The following is a 17811-nucleotide window of genomic DNA, read 5'->3' as shown; positions in this document are numbered from 1 at the left end:
AAAAAAGCACCGCTTAGCTATCTAAGCGGTGCTTTTTTATCTATTAACGCAAGTTTATATAAGGTTTGTGATACCTTAAACCTTATAACTAAACACTAAAAGTCGTAAGTACCTATTCCCCCTTTGGAGGGGGCAAGGGGGAGGTTTTATTACTCAAGGGCTACCTCCTACGAAGCGCTTTCTATTGCTTCAGCAATTCATTTAGTCGGGCAATTTCATCGCGGTATTGGGCAGCTTTCAGAAAATCGAGGTCTTTAGCGGCGGCCTCCATAAGTTTGCGGGTCTCCTTAATTTTCTTCTCTATCTCTTTGGCTGTCATATATACTGCCTGAGCTTCTGCCGCTTGCCTGTGAGCAAACGAAGGGTCATAATGAAACTCGGTAATCGGACTCTTGCTAAGGCTGTTCTCTATCTTCTTTTGTAGCGGTTGTGGGGTAATGCCGTGTGCTTTGTTGTAGTTCATTTGCTTTTCACGGCGATAGTTAGTGTCGTCAATGGTGCGCTGCATACTGTCGGTTATCTTGTCGGCATACATTATAGCCTTGCCATTTACGTTGCGCGCCGCCCGTCCTACCGTTTGGGTAAGCGAACGCGTAGAGCGTAAAAAACCCTCTTTATCGGCATCGAGAATAGCCACAAGCGACACTTCGGGCAAGTCCAAGCCCTCGCGGAGGAGGTTTACTCCTATGAGTACATCAAAAAGCCCTTTGCGGAGGTCTTGCATAATCTCTACCCGCTCCAAAGTATCGACATCGCTGTGTATATAACGGCAACGCACCCCTATACGAGTAAGGTATTTGGTGAGTTCCTCAGCCATACGCTTGGTAAGGGTCGTTACGAGTATGCGCTCGTCTTTCTCTACGCGTACTTGTATTTCTTCCACAAGGTCATCTATCTGATTTTGGCTTGGGCGGACTTCTATCTCGGGGTCGAGCAGCCCTGTAGGGCGTATCACCTGCTCTACATACACCCCTTGCGCTTTCTGTAGCTCGTAGTCAGCAGGGGTGGCACTCACGTATATCACTTGGTTTTGGAGGGCTTCAAACTCTTCAAACTTCAGCGGACGGTTATCCATAGCTGCCGGCAACCTAAAGCCGTATTCTACCAAGTTTTCCTTCCTACTGCGATCGCCCCCATACATAGCGTGTACTTGGGGCATCGTAACGTGGCTTTCGTCTATTACCATCAAGAAATCATCAGGGAAATAGTCGATAAGACAGAACGGACGCGTACCTGCTTCGCGACCGTCTAAGTAGCGCGAGTAGTTCTCAATACCAGAGCAATAGCCCAATTCGCGTATCATCTCGAGGTCAAACTCTGTGCGCTCTTTCAGCCGTTTCGCTTCCAAAGCTTTACCCGATGCTTCAAAAAACTCTACTTGTTTCATCAGGTCTTGCTGAATGTTCCATATCGCCTTCTGAAGTATATCCGGCGAGGTAACGAACATATTAGCAGGGTAGATATTGAGGCTCTCGTAGTGGTCTAATATATGATTGGTAGTGGGGTCGAATTGTTCTATTTCTTCAATTTCATCACCAAAGAAGTGAATGCGGAAGGCGTTATCGTCATACCCTGGGAAAACGTCTAACACATCACCTTTGATACGGAAATTACCGTGCCTAAAGTCAGCCGTAGTACGGGCATAGAGGCTCTGCACAAGGCGGTGCATCAGCTTAGTGCGTGGCAATATATCGCCCCGCTTGATAGTGATAACGTTCTTCTGAAATTCCACAGGGTTACCGATACCATACAAACACGACACTGAGGCGACCACCAGCACATCACGCCTGCCCGATAGTAAGGCAGAGGTAGTACTGAGGCGCAGCTTTTCTATTTCATCATTGATAGAGAGGTCTTTTTCGATATAAGTACCTGTGGTAGGAATATAGGCTTCGGGCTGGTAGTAATCGTAGTACGACACGAAGTATTCCACCGCATTATTGGGGAAAAAAGCCTTAAATTCGGAGTAAAGTTGGGCAGCAAGAGTTTTATTATGAGCTAATACAAGGGTAGGGCGTTGTATCTTCTCTACCACATTAGCGATAGTAAAAGTCTTGCCCGAGCCTGTAACGCCCAATAGCACTTGGTATTTATCGTCTTTTTCAATACCCTCTACAAGCTGTTGTATCGCTTGGGGCTGGTCGCCCATAGGGGCAAAATCGGAAACTATAGAGAATTTCATTTTTAGTCGTTAGGTATTAAATTTAATAGCCATATCGGTTGCCCCAATGTTTTTTCAGATACTCTCTTAGGGCATTTTCGCGAGGGTTATCAGAGGGCTCGTAGAAAGTCTCTCCTTGCAATTCGTCAGGTAGGTAATCCTGAAAAGCGAAATTGCCCTCGTAGTCGTGGGCGTATTGATAGTCTTTGCCATACCCCAGCTCTTTCATCAGCTTAGTAGGGGCATTGCGTAGGTGTATAGGCACTGATAGGTCGCCTGTTTGTTTTACCACCTGTTGTGCCTTGTTGATAGCCTTGTACGAAGCGTTGCTCTTAGCCGATGACGCCAAATAAATAGCACACTGACTCAGTATAATGCGGGCTTCAGGATAGCCGATGGTGGTAACTGCCTGAAAGGTATTGTTAGCCAAAATCATAGCCGTAGGATTGGCATTACCTATATCTTCAGAAGCCAAAATGAGCATACGGCGCGCGATGAACTTCACATCTTCGCCCCCTTCTATCATTCGCGCTAACCAATAGACCGCCCCATTAGGGTCGCTACCTCGTATCGACTTGATAAACGCCGAAATAATATCATAATGCTGCTCGCCCGTTTTGTCGTATAGCACCGTGTTCTTCTGCACGAGGTGTAGCACACTATCGTTAGTTATTACTACGGACTGTCCTTCGGGGGTAGCATTCACAATAAGCTCAAAAGTATTGAGCAACTTGCGCCCGTCACCACCCGATAGTTTTAGCAGCGCTTCAGTTTCTTTTAGCTGTATATCTTTAGTCTTTAGCACGCTATCTTTAGCGATAGCGTTTTGTAGTAATTGCTCTAAATCCTTGCGCTCAAAAGCATTGAGTATGTACACTTGGCAACGCGATAGCAGCGCAGGAATCACCTCAAAACTGGGGTTTTCGGTAGTAGCCCCAATAAGGGTTATCCAGCCTTTTTCTACCGCCTGTAGTAGTGAGTCTTGTTGCGTTTTATTGAAACGGTGAATTTCGTCTATAAAAACAATAGGGTTTTGAGTGGTGAAGAGTCCCCCGCTTTGTTTGCTTTGCTCAATGACCTCGCGCACCTCTTTAATGCCCGAACTAATAGCACTGAGGGTATAGAAAGCGCGATTACTCTGATGAGCAATGATGTTTGCCAAAGTCGTTTTGCCAGTACCAGGAGGCCCCCAGAAGATAAGCGAGGGCAAGAAGCCACGCGCTATCTGTTGGCTCAAAGCACCCTGCGTGCCTACCAAATGTTCTTGTCCCACATAGTCTTCAAGCGTAGTGGGACGCATACGTTCTGCAAGTGGCGTCATCTGATTAACAATTATTTAGTAGCTCCCACCCCTACTACTTCATCATAGAGAGCACCAGGAGCGCGATAATATACTAATATGATATACGTATTTTCGGTTTGATAGAAGTTACCCCCTATCTCATTGAAGTCTATAGTGCGCCCCTCTTTGGTAGCGAACTTATAGTTGTAAAAACCCTGTTTGAGCAGTACTTCCCCTTTGAAAAGACCGTCTTTTTCATCATAGGTAAGTTTGTATTCGTCTCGAAGCTCATAGTTGCTAAACTTGCCATATACATACACCTCTTTGCCCCAAAAAGTCGATTTGCCTTCTAAGGCAAAATGCACTTGGGTATAGTCAGCTTCGTTGGCAGGGTTAGCCCCATTGACAGTAGTGATAAGGAAGTCGCCATTGATGTCGGGGTAATAAGTATAGACACTATTAGCGCGACTGACATTAGTAAAAAGATAACTGCCTACAAGGCGATCGCGAGTAAAACGCGCAATACCTGAAGCTGCTACGCGTATATCTTTGCTGTCGAAGTAGAAATACTCATTACCTGCCCAGAAAGCCGTCTCACGGTCGTAGCGATATACCAGCTCATTGCCGATGATATATTGCGGTTTAAGCCCCGTGATAGCGGTATCCCAACGGTAATTTTGCAGCACAGCCACCTTTACGGCTACTTGCGGATTATCGAGTCTGAAATCTTTCTGATTGATGGTGAACTGTACCATCTGCTGCGTATCGTAGTATTTTAGGTCACGAGCGCGCTTTACCTCAGCCGGCACGTTTACCTGAGGAGTATAGACCACAAACCGACGCGAAAAGAGTTCAGTGCCATAGCTGTCGGTTATAGAGAGTATGTAGTTGCCACTGAGGGTCAGTTGGGTAAGTTCATTAGGGAAAGTAAGTCGGTAGTGCGAATAGCTCTGTAGAGTGCCATAAGAGTTGCTCTCAGGCTGTATCGGCTGATTGTCAATCCCTTTTAGGTATTCGCTTTTCATCAGAGAAGAAACCGACCAATCGGCATTGCAATGGGTAATTTTATAGTAGTAAGTCTCCTCATTCCCTCCGAGGTCGTCAAACTGTAGGCTAAACGACTCATTGCGGCGCACAATAGGAAATTGGTTCTTATCATTGCCATCGGCTTTAAAGATAATCGTTTTTATATAATCAGGGGGCGTTTTCTCCACTAACACCTCCTGTGAGAGCATCGCCCAAGGAAATAAAAATATTAAAAGGAGCTTTTTCATATTTTTCTATTTACTAATTTATGAATTTGCTAATTGACAAATTGGCAAATCAGGTGCGTAGGCAGTCCCATTACGTTGTTATAAGAGCCCTCAATAGAGGTTACCCCTATATGTCCAATCCATTCTTGTATGCCGTAAGCGCCTGCTTTGTCAAAAGGCTTATATTTTTCAATATAGTGCGTTATCTCCTTATCGGTAAGCTCTCTAAAAGTTACTTTTGTAACGCAGTGATGCGTACCCTGAGCGTCATTGGTAGTAAAACACACCGAGGTAATCACCTCGTGGGTCTTACCTGAGAGCGAACGCAACATCGCAAAGGCATCGGCAGCATCTTTGGGTTTGCCAAGAGCTTTGCCCTCATGCCACACAAGGGTATCTGAGGTCAGCAGCACACAGTTAGGAGGTATTTCGCCTTCAAAAGGCGTGGCCTTTAGCTCTGCCAAATAATCAGTGATTTGCTCGCGCTGCAAATGAGCGGGATAGGTCTCTTCTACCGGTTTGAGCACTACCTCATAGGGTATATCTAATTCTCTTAGGAATTGCTGACGCCGCGGTGAGCCTGAGGCTAAGATTATTTTTTTCATTATTACTCTTTTTACTGGTTGATATAAAACTTCTGCCCCAGATAAGGCTTTAGGTATTCGTGTTCGAGACTCTTTTCGAGCATTTGTCGCTCAAAATCGCAGCGATATACCTCTCCTTTTAGGTATTTCTCTATCATTAGCGAGGCAATAGGTCCTGCTACACGCGCTCCGTAATAACCATTTTCAACAAAAACCGCTATGGCTATCTTAGGGTCTTCTACAGGCGCCAAAGCTACAAATATAGAGTGGTCGGTTAGCTGCATACGCTTGCCATTTACCCTGATAAAGTTCTCCGCCGTCCCTGTTTTAGCCGCAATATTTATGCCATCTATCTGGGTACGTCGTGCGGTACCAGCTAAGTACGCCATATTCATTCCTCTGATGATAGGGTCGAAATGTTTAGGGTCGATGGTAGTATGTTTGGGCACCGTATATTCCTTAAAAGGAGTTACCTTATTGTCTATCTTCTTCACAATGTGAGGAGTGTAGTAATAGCCCTTATTAGCTATGGCTGCCATTACATTGGCAAGCTGTATAGGGGTGGTGAGTATCTCGCCCTGCCCAATAGCGTTAGAAATGTTAGAAGTGCCATTCCACCGCCCTTTGCCGTATTGTTTGTTGTAGAGGTTGATGTCGGGCACCTTCCCAGGGGTACCTGTAGGCAAATCAGAACCTAAGAAGTTACCGAGCCCAAAACTCTTCACGTGGGCAGTCCATTTTTCCATTCCCACTTCCGAAGAAGTTTTCATATCGATAGCCCGCTTATAAGTATTGGCAAAATAGGCGTTGCACGATAGGGCAATACCGTATAGCAGGTCGTTCGAACCGCGCCCGCAGTGGCAACGCATTATATGCCCCCCATAGCGATAGCCCCCACCGCAACTGAAAACGCTCTGAGGGGTTATTACCCCCTCTTGCAGCCCTATAAGAGCATTGACCACCTTAAAAGGCGACCCTGGGGGGTACTGCGCCAATAGCGTGCGGTCGTATAAAGGCTTGCCTATGGAGTCGTTATAGAGCGCCGTGTAGTTCTTAGAGCGGTCGCGCCCTACCAACAGACTGGGGTCAAAAGAAGGCGCCGATACCAAAGCGAGTATCTCGCCCGTCTTAGGCTCGATAGCTACTATACCGCCGTGCTTGTGCTGCATCAGCAGTTCGCCATAAGCCTGTAGCCCAATGTCTATGGTCAGTTGTAGCGGTTGCCCCATAATAGGCAAGGTGTCGAGCGCTCCATTTTTATAACGCTCTATCGCCGCATTGTGTTTGTCTTTTTGGAAGTATTGTACCCCTTTTTTGCCGCGCAAAAACTCTTCGTACTGCTTCTCTACTCCACTGCGTCCAATAAGCTCTCCCGCCAGATAGTAAGGGTTCTTCTTCAGTTCCCACTCGTTTACCTCGCTGATGTAGCCCAACACATTACCTGCGTTATGGGTCAGATAGCTGCGCAGCATTCGCTTTTGTATATAAAAACCCTCGAATTTGCGCATCTTCTCTTGTAGCACTGCATAGTCGGTGTTAGAGAGCTGATGCACTATTACTGATGGTTTTTTGCGCGAATAATCTTTGGCTTTCTGTAGTTTTTCGGTGAAATCAGCTTTAGAAAGTTCTAATAAGCTACAAAGTTCGAGGGTATCTAAGTTCTTTACCTCACTGGGTATCACCATCACGTCATAAGCAGGCTGATTAGAGACCAGCAATTCGCCATTGCGGTCGTATATATAGCCGCGCTCAGGATAGTCGTATACCGTTTCGATAGCGATATTGTCGATACCAGAAGTATTCTCATCGTGATAAACCACTTGCAAGAAGAACAGGCGCAAGATTATCACAATGGTTGTAAATAATATGATGAATGGCAACAGAAATTTTCTCATTTTTTACTTTTACTAAACAGATAAATGTATAGCAAACAAACAATGATGGTGAATACTGAGGCACAAATGATTTTTACAAGGGTAATCAGTACGTGATTAAAGTTGAAAATCTCTAAAAAATAGAATAATATGTGGTGTAACACCACCATCAGAGTGGTATAACTAAACACTTTGGTAAACGGATAGGCCAAAAGGTCTAACTCTTGGTACTCAAAATTCTTGCCAAACACAAGGTGCAAGATAGGCGAGCGCCAATAAGCTATAAACACACTACTGGCAGCGTGCAAGCCACCTGTATTAGAAAACATGTCTATACAGAGCCCCAACAAAAAAGCTGTCAGCAGATAGGGTACCCTATTCTCTCTATAAGGAGCTGCCAATAGGTAAACGATGTAAATCATCGGGTTTACATACCCCCAATAAGCTACATTGTTAAAAATAAGCACCTGCAACAATACCAATACTACAAAGAGAAATGTATTTTTTACTATAGGGTGATTCATTTGCTGTCTTGTTTTTCAATTGCCTTTACGGCAGTACGGTCGGTATCTTCTATGATATATACGTAGTCGAGGTTAGACATATCGGTAAAAAGCTGTACATCGATAATGTAAGTATTATCGTGCTGACTTTTCTGATAATGTACTATTTTGCCAATAGGTATCCCTTTAGGGAAGATGTTAGACATTCCCCCAGTTACTATAGTATCGCCGTATTGTATAGGCGCAATATTAGGCACTTCCAATAGCTGCACTTTATTCAATGATTGGGCATCCCAATGTAGCGAACCGAAATGGCGGGTGCGTTTTATCATCGCATTAAGGGCTGATTTAGTGTTTAGCACACTCTGCACGGTAGCAAATCGCCCTGAGGTATTCTCTACTATCCCCACAATCCCTTGTGGAGAGACTACCCCCATATCTTGCTTCACTCCGTCATTGCTACCTTTGTCTATCGTTAAATAGTTTTTGTGCAATCTGAAGCTATTCTTTATCACATTGGCAGTAAGCACCTTAAAGCGCAAGGTATCAGCGTGAGCAAAGGTAAGCGAATCGGTATGAGATAAGCTACTAACCTGCTGCTGTAGCTGCAATAACTCTTTGCGAAGGGTGCGATTTTCCTCGCTAAGCAACTCGTTTTGGCTTCTGAGGTTGAAATACTGCGCCCAATAGTTAGAAAAGCCGTACAGTTTGCCACTAATAGCATTAGCCGAATGCAGATAAGCACTCTGCGAATAGTAATTACTTTTGAATACTAAGCTAATAGACAGCCCAAAGAGTAGCAAAAACAGTAAGAAGTCCCTCGAACGAATAAAGAACTGTATGATTTGATTCACTATTTAAGCAATATACTCTTAAATTTATTAATATTCTTTAGGGTGATACCCGTACCGCGAACTACTGCGCGCAATGGGTCTTCGGCAACATATACAGGCAAATCGGTTTTAAGCGAAATACGCTTGTCTAAACCGCGTAGCATCGCTCCACCGCCTGCCATATAGATACCGGTGTTATAAATGTCGGCAGCAAGCTCAGGAGGCGTTTGCGAAAGCGTTTCCATAATAGCGTCTTCTATACGCAAAATCGACTTGTCTAAGGCTTTCACCATTTCGCGGTACGATACCTGTACCTGCTTAGGTTTGCCGGTTAGCAGGTCGCGACCTTGCACCATAATATCTTCAGGTGGCGAATCGAGGTCTTCGATGGCTGCCCCTACTGTTATTTTGATGTTTTCGGCAGTACTTTCGCCCACATATAGGTTGTGTTGGGTACGCATATAATGCACTATATCAGAGTTGAAAATATCCCCTGCTATCTTCACCGACTTATCGCAAACGATACCGCCAAGTGCAATAACAGCAATTTCAGTAGTACCCCCTCCTATATCTATAATCATATTACCTTTAGGCTGCATAATATCAAGCCCAATACCTATTGCGGCTGCCATAGGTTCGTGTACTAAGTAAATATCTTTTCCGTTTACGCGCTCACACGACTCGCGTACCGCACGTGTTTCTACCTCGGTAATGCCTGAAGGAATACACACCACCATACGGAGTGAAGGTGAAAAGAAACGCTTTTTAAGCGCAGGAATACTCTTGATGAGCATACTAATCATTTGCTCAGAAGCGTCGAAATCGGCGATAACCCCGTCTTTTAGCGGACGAATAGTGCTGATGCTAGGGTGTGTTTTCCCCTGCATAAGGCGCGCTTCTTGTCCCACAGCTATAATTTTTTTAGTGCTTCTATCTAAGGCTACAATAGAAGGACTATCCACTACTACCCTATCATTATGGATAATTAGGGTGTTAGCAGTACCCAAGTCAATGGCTATTTCTTCAGTTAAGAAATCAAAAAAACCCATATTATGTTCTTTCTGTTAATGTATATATCTTGATAATCAGTTGTTTAAGTGTTTTTAGGACACTATTCTTAGCGGGTGCAATTTTACGAATTTTTTTTGAGATGAGCAAAAAAGATATAAAATAATTTGCCAATTAGCAAATTTGTCAATTAGCAAATTTACTAATTCAGAATTTTTTTCTTTTGTACTTACCCCTTACAAAGGATATACCTACCCTTTAGGATGAGCGAAGGATGAGCGAAAGATAAGCGAAAGATAAGCGAAAAATAACTTATTTATAAATATTTTGCTAATCAAAAAAATATCCTTACCTTTGCGTCGTTAATTTTTAAATGATAAAGTTATGTTGTATTTTTTCAAATCCATCAGAAGATCAGTAAAACACTGGTACATTCACCTTATTTTAGGGATTTTGTTCATTCTTTGTGGTATAGGGGTAATTATATCACCACAAGCTTCTTATCTTACCCTTTCAATACTCTTTAGTCTTTCGTTCTTAGTATCGGGGATAACTGAATCCTTCTTTGCTCTACAGAATACTAAAAATCTCAATGGTTGGGGTTGGTATTTGGTAAGCGGACTCATTTCATTGATAATGGGTATTTTTTTACTTATGTATCCTGCCCTATCAATGTTTATATTACCATTGGTAGTAGGTTTTACGTTGCTATTCCGTTCGTTTCAGCTACTTGGTTTTGCCTTCGAAGAAAAAGAAGCAGGCGTACTGAATTGGGGGAACTTAGCCATAGTGAGCGTATTGAGTATTATCCTCTCGTTCATTTTGATTGCTAATCCTATCTTTACAGGTATCTCATTAGTAGTATTCACTGGTTTAGCATTTATCTTCACAGGTATTTCATCTGTAATACTTTCGTTCAATCTGAAAAAGTTAAAAGGTTCTGCTCAAAAGTTATCAGATGATTTAAAGAACCGCATAGAAGACCTCGAAAAAGAAGTGAAAGAAGCTACGAAATAACAGCAAATTAGTAAAATACCACTGGCACAAGTCTATAGTTATACCTATGATTACAGAGCTATAGTGCTTTTTTGCAGAAAATACCTCCAAAGAATTAAATACTCTTTGGAGGTATTATGATTTTATAATTGACGCGCCTACGTTCAATATCCAGCACTCTTTTTAAGAGTTGTCTTTATCTTATCTTTTATTATTAAATAATAGCAAAAGCTACTCATTTGCTGATTGACATATTTGCTAATTGGCAAATTATTCGTACCTTTGCCTTTCTAAACAGCTAAAACTATTATTATGGCGCGAAAAGCAAGAAGTATTGAAGAACAAATAAAACTCCTTAAAAAACGAGGAATGATTTTTGACGATGAAGATAAAGCCGAACAAATATTAGAAGATGTAGGCTATTACCGATTAGGTTTTTATTGGTATCATTTTCAAAAAGACTTCAAAAAACATCTTTTCTTAGATAATACCCATTTCTCTACAGTAATCAATTTATATTACCTAGATGTTGATTTGCGTTTCTTACTCATCAAAGTACTAAGTAGAATAGAAATCAATCTGCGAACCCGTATTATCCACATTGTTTCTAACCACTACAAAGATAATCCGTTTTGGTTTGCCGACAAAAAAATAATGAAAAACCAATTTGTAGATACTTTAGATAATTTCTACACTGATATTAAAAAGAAAAATAAAGTTATTGCCGAGCATCACCGCAAATACCCCAATGACAAGTACGCTCCTGCTTGGAAAACACTTGAATTTATGACTTTAGGAAGTCTTTATACGCTATTTACCTCACTAAAAGAGGAAGAAATAAAGACAGCAATAGCTTCAAAATATAGAGTACGAAATATCAAAGTATTTGATAATTATTTTAAGGTTATCCGTAATATTCGCAATATCTGTTCGCATACTCGTGTATTATACGACCTTAGTTATTATGAAACCGTTGTAAAGAAAGGTGTTGTTAAAATTTCAGACGAAGAAAAGAACTCTCTGAGTGCTATTATAAAAGTAATAAGCTATTTTTTGCAACAAATATCTGCTAATAGAGCTAATGATTTTCAAAATAATTTAAAAGAGTTATTTCTTAGACATTCTGATAATGAGAGAATTATGAAAATTATAAAAGATAAATCTAAAATTTCTTTGGTAGAATAAAAAAATGTTGTAATTTTGCACCATAGAAATGCGACGGCATTTTGGTAACAGTGTCCTTTTACACAAGCAGTAAAACAGGCACTTAAAAAGCGAACAACTACAAGCCTCTTCCAAGCGGAGAGGCTTTTTTGTATTTTAAATAATAACAAAAGCTACTAATTTGCTGATTGACATATTTGCTAATTGGCAAATTATTCGTACCTTTGCCGTGTAGAATATGAGCGGTTTATTCAACCACCCTGATTTACAGTCACTAATTTATTAATTCAAATTTTAAAATTGATGAAAATCATTATCGCCATTGATGGCTATTCCTCTACAGGGAAAAGTACTACCGCCAAAGCAGTAGCCAAAGCATTAGGCTATGTGTATATTGATACAGGTGCGATGTACCGCGCCGTTACCTACCTCGCCCTCGAGAAAGGCTATGCCTCTACCTCAGGCATCGAGGTGAAACCGCTGATGAAAGCCCTCAGACAGTCAGAAATAAAATTCGTATACAACCCCGAAGTAGGCTTCGCAGAGCTATACCTCAACGGTAAAAATATAGAAAACGACATCCGTAGCATAGATGTAGCTAATTGGGTGAGCGAGATAGCCAAACAACCCGAAATACGCACTTATTTAGTAAACCTACAACGCAAGATGGGCGAAGCGAAAGGTGTAGTAATGGACGGTCGGGATATTGGGACGGTAGTATTCCCCGATGCTGAACTAAAAATATTTATGACCGCCAGCGAACAAGTGCGTGCTGAGCGTCGTTATAACGAGCTGAAAAGCAAAGGCGACAATACCTCTTTTGCCGAAGTGCTTGCCAATATACAACACCGCGACCATATCGATACCACACGCAAAGAGTCGCCCCTAAAGAAAGCCGATGATGCTATCGTTATCGACAACACCCACCTAACCATCGACCAACAAGTTGAAAAAATACTATCCTTGGTTAATAAATAATTGAACCTTATGCCGCATACTATCACCACAGACGACAGCGCCAAGCAAGCATCGATATTCGTAGAATATACGAAAGGGCTTGGTTTTGCTCATACCACCAAAACTAAATTCGATAGTTCTTTTAGAGAAGAACTTTCTGCCAAAGAAAAAGAATTTAAAGAGATGTTCATCGAGAGGGTAAAAGAAGTAAAAGCCGTCAGACAAGGAAAGTTACAAACGCGTGATTTAGACGAAGTACTCAATGAATTATAGTTTTAATAAAAGTGAATATACCACCGTAGATATGAAAATTATAAAAGAAGTAGTAGAAGAGTATTATAACGATTAAAGAAAAGACAAAATAAAAAAATATGTGTGAACACAATTGCTCTTGTGGCGGAGCGCGCCACAACTGGACGAAAGAAGAAATTATCGCTATCTATAACAAACCCCTAATGGACTTGCTCTACGAAGCAGCGACCGTACACCGCAAGTACCACGACCCTAATTCGGTGCAAGTCTCTACCCTACTCTCTATCAAGACAGGAGGTTGCTCTGAAGACTGTGCTTATTGTCCGCAGTCGGCACGCTACGAAACAGAGGTGAAAATAGAAAACGCCGATATGATGAGCGTTACCCACGTGAAAGCACAAGCTCTACGTGCTAAATCGGCAGGGGCTTCGCGCGTGTGTATGGGGGCAGCGTGGCGCAATGTAAAAGATGGTCCAGAATTTGAGCAAGTACTCGAAATGGTGCGTACTATCAACAAACTTGATATGGAGGTGTGCTGCACCCTTGGTATGCTAACCGAAAACCAAGCTAAACGCCTTGCCGAAGCTGGTTTGTACGCCTACAATCACAACCTCGACACCTCTGAAGAATACTACAAAGAGATTATCTCTACTCGTAGCTACGAAGACCGTTTGAAGACGATTGACAACGTGCGCAAAACCAATATCACCGTATGCAGTGGGGGTATTATAGGTATGGGCGAATCATTAGAAGACCGAGCAGGTATGTTAGTAGCCTTATCAACGCTCAATCCGCAACCAGAGTCTGTGCCTATCAATGCTTTAGTACCCGTAGAAGGCACTCCTTTAGAAGATTGTAAGCCGGTAGATATATTCGAGATGGTGCGTATGGTAGCCACAGCGCGTATCGTGATGCCAGAGTCGCAAGTACGCCTATCAGCCGGACGTACCCAAATGAGCCAAGAGGGACAAGCCTTGTGTTTCTTTGCAGGGGCTAACTCTATCTTTGCAGGCGACAAGTTACTGACTACCCCTAACCCTGACATCAATGAGGATATGCAGATGCTTGGCGTACTGGGTATGCGCATACAAAAGCCTTTCGAAACGCACCCACAACCACAGACCGTGGAAGCAGCTGACTCGCAGTACCATTCGTTAGGAGAAAACCCTAAATGGACGCGTCCTAACCACAAGATAGAGCGCAACGAAGAGAAGAGAAAAATGGTAAAATTAGCGTAGCTGATTTGCTAATGTAATGAAAGATTAGTATAAGAACCAATGAACCTACCACAATATGATATCATTCACGATGAAACGCCTTATATTTATCAGTTCATAAGTGAAGGGAAAAAAGGAAAAATATATAAAGTAGTTATCTTTCAAGAGACAGAAACTAAAGGCTTTTTTAACTTAGGTTTTGGAGATAAAGATATTGAGACGGGAGAACTATTAGATGATACTATCGTATCTGATAATGGAGATAGTGAAAAAGTATTAGCTACGGTAGTAGCAACTGTTTATCTTTTCACAAATGAAAATCCGGATGCGTACATATATGCTGAAGGTAGTACCCCTTCAAGAAATAGGCTTTATAGAAAAGGAATCACAAGGTTTTTAAAACAAGCTTTAGAAGATTTTTATATCTACGGTTTAGTTTCAGAAGAAATAATGGAACCTTTTGACCCAAATGGTAATTATATAGGTTTTTTAGTTTATCGCAAAAAACGCCAATGATATGACAGCAGAAGAAAAAAGAGCCAAAGAAAAAGAGTATTTAGAGAAATACAACATCAGAGTAACTTATAGTGATACTCCCATTTTGGATAATACACGAGTATATTTCTCTAAAAAATTAGAACGGGCAAATAAAATATTAAAAAAAGTACACTTCCCTGAAGGATTTTTTAACGAACCTATTTGCCAATAATTTTCTAATTAAATGAACCCTGATATTCTAAAAGAAATCATTACTACCCCGATGCCTTATGGTAAATATAAGGGTGTTATGATAGCCGATTTGCCCTCTCATTATCTAGAGTGGTTTAGCACTCAAGGCTTCCCGAAAGGCAAATTGGGTATGCTTTTAGCTACTACTTTCGAGATAAAAACTAACGGACTACAAGAGATTATTGATAATCTGAAGTCGTTAGTGGTTAGTCGTTAGTCGCTAGCTGTTAGTGGTTAGATAATTCAAAATTTAAAAAAATGTTACTAAAGAAAGTAAATGGGAAGCAACCTACCTTTGGGGAAGGTTGCTTTTTTGCTGAAAACGCCACCCTCACAGGCGATGTACAGTTAGGCGACCATTGCACTGTATGGTACAACGCTGTAGTGCGTGGCGACGTTAATAGCATTCGCATAGGCAACAATACTAATATTCAGGACGGAGTCGTTATCCACGCTACCTACCAAACACACCCTACTACTATAGGTAACAATGTATCTATAGGGCATAATGCTATAGTACACGGCTGCACCATAGAAGACAATGTACTGATAGGAATGGGCAGCATAGTGATGGACGGCTGTGTGGTAGAAAGCGACAGTATTATAGCAGCGGGCGCTGTAGTGCCCCCCAACACTCATATAGAGCGAGGCAGTCTGTATGCTGGGATACCTGCCAAAAAGCTAAAAGATACGACCGAGGCGCAGAAAGCCCTCATACGCCGTACCGCCACTAACTACCCTAAATACGCTAGTTGGATAGACAAAGAAGAAAATACTAAAGACTGAAAATGAAGTAATTAGATATATTGTTTAAAATTATTCTATATATTATTTTGAATATATCAAAATAATATATATCTTTGCCCCGTATTTAAACAGAAACATTATAGCAGTGTTTTTATATTTCGTTTGCAGTTCATCGTTTGGGGGGTATTTCTTTTTTTAGTGTTTTTTATAGTTGTTACCTACTCCTTCAAATTGTGAATTAGTTAGTTTTAAATAAAAAAGTCCGGCGTGATGCTGGACTTTTTGCTATTTAGTCACCACAAATTTGCTAATTAACAAATTAGTTGTATCTTTGCCATTATTTTTTAATTTAAGAAAGAACAATGAAAAGAATTATTTTAGCAGCAGTGCTATTGTTTTTCACTGGTAAAACATTCGCACAAGACGATTTTCCTAAACACGAAGTAAATCTTAATATCTTGAATGTTATATGGTTATCTTCTGTAGAGTTAGGATACGAACACTATATCGCCTTTAACCAATCGATAGAAGGTGAGATTTTTATCAATGACCGTTTCTCTTTCTTTACTCGTAAAGAAGGGGAAAAATTTAATGCTACAAGTATCAAAGTAGGATATAACTACTACTTCGATTTAGACGGCAACTCTGGTCCGTACATTAACCCTTTTATCAAACAACGTTTTGGTCATTTCAAATACGAAGATGGCACCAAAACAAGTCTTAACAGCTTTATATTGGGTATAGGGGCTGGTTATCAGTGGAATTACAACGATACTTTTATCATCGCACCATATGCTAACATAGCACGCAACTTTGATAAAGGAGTAAATGACGATGGCAAATTCTGGGCTATCGAACCTAACTTAGGTATCAAAATAGGCTATAAGTTTTAATAATCTTTTTTCTAATAATCATACAGGCAGTGAAGCTTTCGGCTCGCTGCCTGTTTTATTTTAGCGTGTATAAGAGGTGTTAGCTATACAATCAGCTGTATATCTACTATACAAATAGAACGGATTAAGCATAAAAATTTGAGATAAAAGAATTTTTATTTTATACTGATAATGAGTCTTTTACAAATATTTATATAAAAGATTACGAGTTTGGCACGCTATTTTCTATATAGATAGCGTAACTGGCAGACGGGATGTTAGTTGGGTTACAGTAGTGCATTTTAAATATAATAAATGATAAACTAATATTGAAAAACTGAATTAAACAAAATTACTGAAATTGCTATAAGAAACATTGTTAGATAAAAATTAAATTACATTCATTAAAACATTTATTTTTGGAAAATACTTAAACAAATCCTATCATCATTATATTCATTTTATTAAAACAAAGTATTGAAAAAAATTAAATTACTAAAAATCATTTATTAGAACTAAAGTATTAATTTTGGAGTTAGTAGTAGTATTTATATGCATTGTGAAAAAAGGCTCTCCTTAACAAAGGAGGGTCTTTTTTTATTAATTGCTAATTGTCAATTAATAATTATTTTGTACCTTTGCCGCATAATAAACTTAATAATATTTTCATTTATGAAAAAAATCGTACTTAGTATGGCTATGATAGCAAGTATCGCTTTGGTAGGCTGTGAGAATACTAACTCTCAGCAAGGAGCTGATACCGCTTCGGCCACTACTGAACAAGCTGTAGTAGAAACTCCTGAAGCTCAAGTTGCTTATGCTTATACAGTAGACCCTACCTCGGTAGTAGAATGGGTAGGCTCTAAGCCAGCAGGTAAACATCACGGTACTGTGAATGTAACTTCTGGTGGTGTAAACGTTGAAAACGGCGCTATCACTAAAGCTGAATTTGTACTTGATATGGGTACTATCACCGTACTTGACCTGAAAGCTGGCGATGGCAAAGAAGCTCTTGAAGCGCACCTAAAAGGCACTGACCCTGAGAAAGTAGACCACTTTTTCAACATAAAAGAGTATCCTACCGCTTCTTTTGTCTTCAAAAGTTTTGACGGCAAAAACCTTACAGGCGACCTTACTATCAAAGGTAAAACTAAAGAGATTTCTTTCCCTGCCACTGTAGCTGTTAGCGATAACGCAGTGGAAATTAGCTCTGAGCCTTTTAAAATTAACCGTGTAGATTTCGGAGTAAACTACGGTTCTAAATCGGTTTTTGATGACCTTAAAGATAAGTTTATCAATGACGATATAGAGTTAGTAGTAAAAGCTAAAGCTACTAAATAATGCAAACCTATAAAAGGCAATGGTAGCTACTGCTGCCT

At 40.8% G+C, this 17811-nt stretch carries 19 protein-coding genes; 11 read left to right on the top strand and 8 right to left on the bottom strand.

Annotated features, from left to right (window positions below; all coding sequences use genetic code 11):
* Window positions 1-181: 181 nt before the first annotated feature.
* The 8 genes from uvrB to FOC45_RS01385 are packed head-to-tail and all read right to left on the bottom strand — an operon-like array spanning window position 182 to window position 9539.
* Window positions 182-2182, bottom strand: coding sequence for an excinuclease ABC subunit UvrB (gene uvrB / locus FOC45_RS01420; protein WP_009392458.1), 2001 nt, complete (start codon window positions 2180-2182; stop codon window positions 182-184).
* Between the two features lie 22 nt (window positions 2183-2204).
* Window positions 2205-3482, bottom strand: coding sequence for a replication-associated recombination protein A (locus FOC45_RS01415; protein ID WP_009392457.1), 1278 nt, complete (start codon window positions 3480-3482; stop codon window positions 2205-2207).
* Window positions 3483-3493: 11 nt separating this feature from the next.
* Complete coding sequence (locus FOC45_RS01410) at window positions 3494-4717, bottom strand: type IX secretion system plug protein domain-containing protein (RefSeq protein ID WP_009392456.1); 1224 nt, start codon at window positions 4715-4717, stop codon at window positions 3494-3496.
* A 29-nt stretch (window positions 4718-4746) separates the two neighbouring features.
* On the bottom strand, window positions 4747-5301 hold the full coding sequence (locus FOC45_RS01405; protein WP_009392455.1) for a Maf-like protein: 555 nt from the start codon (window positions 5299-5301) through the stop codon (window positions 4747-4749).
* An 11-nt stretch (window positions 5302-5312) separates the two neighbouring features.
* Window positions 5313-7175 (bottom strand): penicillin-binding protein 2, encoded by a 1863-nt coding sequence (gene mrdA, locus FOC45_RS01400; RefSeq protein WP_009392454.1) that lies wholly within the window; start codon window positions 7173-7175, stop codon window positions 5313-5315.
* Entirely contained in the window at window positions 7172-7678 is a 507-nt protein-coding gene (locus tag FOC45_RS01395) for a hypothetical protein (RefSeq protein ID WP_009392453.1), read from the bottom strand. The genes mrdA and FOC45_RS01395 overlap by 4 nt, the downstream gene beginning before the upstream one ends.
* Window positions 7675-8511 (bottom strand): rod shape-determining protein MreC, encoded by an 837-nt coding sequence (gene mreC, locus FOC45_RS01390; protein WP_009392452.1) that lies wholly within the window; start codon window positions 8509-8511, stop codon window positions 7675-7677. The genes FOC45_RS01395 and mreC overlap by 4 nt, the downstream gene beginning before the upstream one ends.
* A complete protein-coding gene (locus tag FOC45_RS01385; protein ID WP_009392450.1) occupies window positions 8511-9539 on the bottom strand; it encodes a rod shape-determining protein in 1029 nt (342 codons plus the stop codon). The genes mreC and FOC45_RS01385 overlap by 1 nt, the downstream gene beginning before the upstream one ends.
* 343 nt (window positions 9540-9882) lie before the next feature.
* On the opposite strand from FOC45_RS01385, the gene FOC45_RS01380 reads away from it, so the two are divergent.
* The 11 genes from FOC45_RS01380 (at window position 9883) to FOC45_RS01330 (ending at window position 17773) form a co-directional block, all read left to right on the top strand.
* Complete coding sequence (locus tag FOC45_RS01380) at window positions 9883-10515, top strand: HdeD family acid-resistance protein (protein WP_009392446.1); 633 nt, start codon at window positions 9883-9885, stop codon at window positions 10513-10515.
* Window positions 10516-10806: 291 nt separating this feature from the next.
* Window positions 10807-11679 (top strand): Abi family protein, encoded by an 873-nt coding sequence (locus FOC45_RS01375; RefSeq protein WP_009392443.1) that lies wholly within the window; start codon window positions 10807-10809, stop codon window positions 11677-11679.
* A gap of 282 nt (window positions 11680-11961) precedes the next feature.
* Window positions 11962-12636, top strand: coding sequence for a (d)CMP kinase (gene cmk / locus FOC45_RS01370; RefSeq protein ID WP_009392441.1), 675 nt, complete (start codon window positions 11962-11964; stop codon window positions 12634-12636).
* Window positions 12637-12645: 9 nt separating this feature from the next.
* Window positions 12646-12888, top strand: coding sequence for a hypothetical protein (locus FOC45_RS01365; protein WP_009392440.1), 243 nt, complete (start codon window positions 12646-12648; stop codon window positions 12886-12888).
* 98 nt (window positions 12889-12986) lie between these two features.
* Window positions 12987-14105: a biotin synthase BioB gene (gene bioB, locus FOC45_RS01360; RefSeq protein ID WP_009392439.1), complete on the top strand. Its 1119-nt coding sequence runs from the start codon at window positions 12987-12989 to the stop codon at window positions 14103-14105.
* Window positions 14106-14144: 39 nt separating this feature from the next.
* Window positions 14145-14600 carry a hypothetical protein gene (locus tag FOC45_RS01355; protein WP_009392438.1) on the top strand — a complete coding sequence of 152 codons (456 nt, stop codon included), beginning with the start codon at window positions 14145-14147 and terminating at the stop codon, window positions 14598-14600.
* Between the two features lies 1 nt (window position 14601).
* Window positions 14602-14793, top strand: a complete 192-nt coding sequence (locus FOC45_RS01350; protein ID WP_009392432.1) for a hypothetical protein — start codon at window positions 14602-14604, stop codon at window positions 14791-14793.
* A gap of 12 nt (window positions 14794-14805) precedes the next feature.
* Window positions 14806-15030, top strand: coding sequence for a DUF3820 family protein (locus FOC45_RS01345; protein ID WP_009392431.1), 225 nt, complete (start codon window positions 14806-14808; stop codon window positions 15028-15030).
* A 41-nt stretch (window positions 15031-15071) separates the two neighbouring features.
* Window positions 15072-15599 (top strand): gamma carbonic anhydrase family protein, encoded by a 528-nt coding sequence (locus FOC45_RS01340; RefSeq protein WP_009392430.1) that lies wholly within the window; start codon window positions 15072-15074, stop codon window positions 15597-15599.
* 323 nt (window positions 15600-15922) lie between these two features.
* Window positions 15923-16453, top strand: coding sequence for a hypothetical protein (locus FOC45_RS01335; protein ID WP_009392429.1), 531 nt, complete (start codon window positions 15923-15925; stop codon window positions 16451-16453).
* A gap of 651 nt (window positions 16454-17104) precedes the next feature.
* Window positions 17105-17773, top strand: a complete 669-nt coding sequence (locus tag FOC45_RS01330; RefSeq protein WP_034539883.1) for a YceI family protein — start codon at window positions 17105-17107, stop codon at window positions 17771-17773.
* Window positions 17774-17811: the final 38 nt, after the last annotated feature.

Source organism: Capnocytophaga sp. FDAARGOS_737, assembly GCF_009730375.1.
GTDB classification, from domain to species: domain Bacteria; phylum Bacteroidota; class Bacteroidia; order Flavobacteriales; family Flavobacteriaceae; genus Capnocytophaga; species Capnocytophaga leadbetteri.
Note: the sequence above shows the minus strand (reverse complement) of the source record. Positions and strands in the feature narration are given on the sequence as shown.

Excerpts from the sequence above, each read along its gene's own strand:
- FOC45_RS01380 (WP_009392446.1), top strand. The coding sequence starts at position 9,883 with ATGTTGTATTTTTTCAAATCCATCAGAAGATCAGTAAAACACTGGTAC.
- FOC45_RS01365 (WP_009392440.1), top strand. The coding sequence starts at position 12,646 with ATGCCGCATACTATCACCACAGACGACAGCGCCAAGCAAGCATCGATA.
- FOC45_RS01405 (WP_009392455.1), bottom strand. The coding sequence starts at position 5,301 with ATGAAAAAAATAATCTTAGCCTCAGGCTCACCGCGGCGTCAGCAATTC.
- bioB (WP_009392439.1), top strand. The coding sequence starts at position 12,987 with ATGTGTGAACACAATTGCTCTTGTGGCGGAGCGCGCCACAACTGGACG.
- FOC45_RS01340 (WP_009392430.1), top strand. The coding sequence starts at position 15,072 with ATGTTACTAAAGAAAGTAAATGGGAAGCAACCTACCTTTGGGGAAGGT.
- FOC45_RS01335 (WP_009392429.1), top strand. The coding sequence starts at position 15,923 with ATGAAAAGAATTATTTTAGCAGCAGTGCTATTGTTTTTCACTGGTAAA.
- FOC45_RS01345 (WP_009392431.1), top strand. The coding sequence starts at position 14,806 with ATGAACCCTGATATTCTAAAAGAAATCATTACTACCCCGATGCCTTAT.
- FOC45_RS01350 (WP_009392432.1), top strand. The coding sequence starts at position 14,602 with ATGACAGCAGAAGAAAAAAGAGCCAAAGAAAAAGAGTATTTAGAGAAA.
- FOC45_RS01410 (WP_009392456.1), bottom strand. The coding sequence starts at position 4,717 with ATGAAAAAGCTCCTTTTAATATTTTTATTTCCTTGGGCGATGCTCTCA.
- FOC45_RS01385 (WP_009392450.1), bottom strand. The coding sequence starts at position 9,539 with ATGGGTTTTTTTGATTTCTTAACTGAAGAAATAGCCATTGACTTGGGT.
- FOC45_RS01330 (WP_034539883.1), top strand. The coding sequence starts at position 17,105 with ATGAAAAAAATCGTACTTAGTATGGCTATGATAGCAAGTATCGCTTTG.
- FOC45_RS01415 (WP_009392457.1), bottom strand. The coding sequence starts at position 3,482 with ATGACGCCACTTGCAGAACGTATGCGTCCCACTACGCTTGAAGACTAT.
- mrdA (WP_009392454.1), bottom strand. The coding sequence starts at position 7,175 with ATGAGAAAATTTCTGTTGCCATTCATCATATTATTTACAACCATTGTG.
- FOC45_RS01395 (WP_009392453.1), bottom strand. The coding sequence starts at position 7,678 with ATGAATCACCCTATAGTAAAAAATACATTTCTCTTTGTAGTATTGGTA.
- FOC45_RS01355 (WP_009392438.1), top strand. The coding sequence starts at position 14,145 with ATGAACCTACCACAATATGATATCATTCACGATGAAACGCCTTATATT.
- FOC45_RS01375 (WP_009392443.1), top strand. The coding sequence starts at position 10,807 with ATGGCGCGAAAAGCAAGAAGTATTGAAGAACAAATAAAACTCCTTAAA.
- cmk (WP_009392441.1), top strand. The coding sequence starts at position 11,962 with ATGAAAATCATTATCGCCATTGATGGCTATTCCTCTACAGGGAAAAGT.
- uvrB (WP_009392458.1), bottom strand. The coding sequence starts at position 2,182 with ATGAAATTCTCTATAGTTTCCGATTTTGCCCCTATGGGCGACCAGCCC.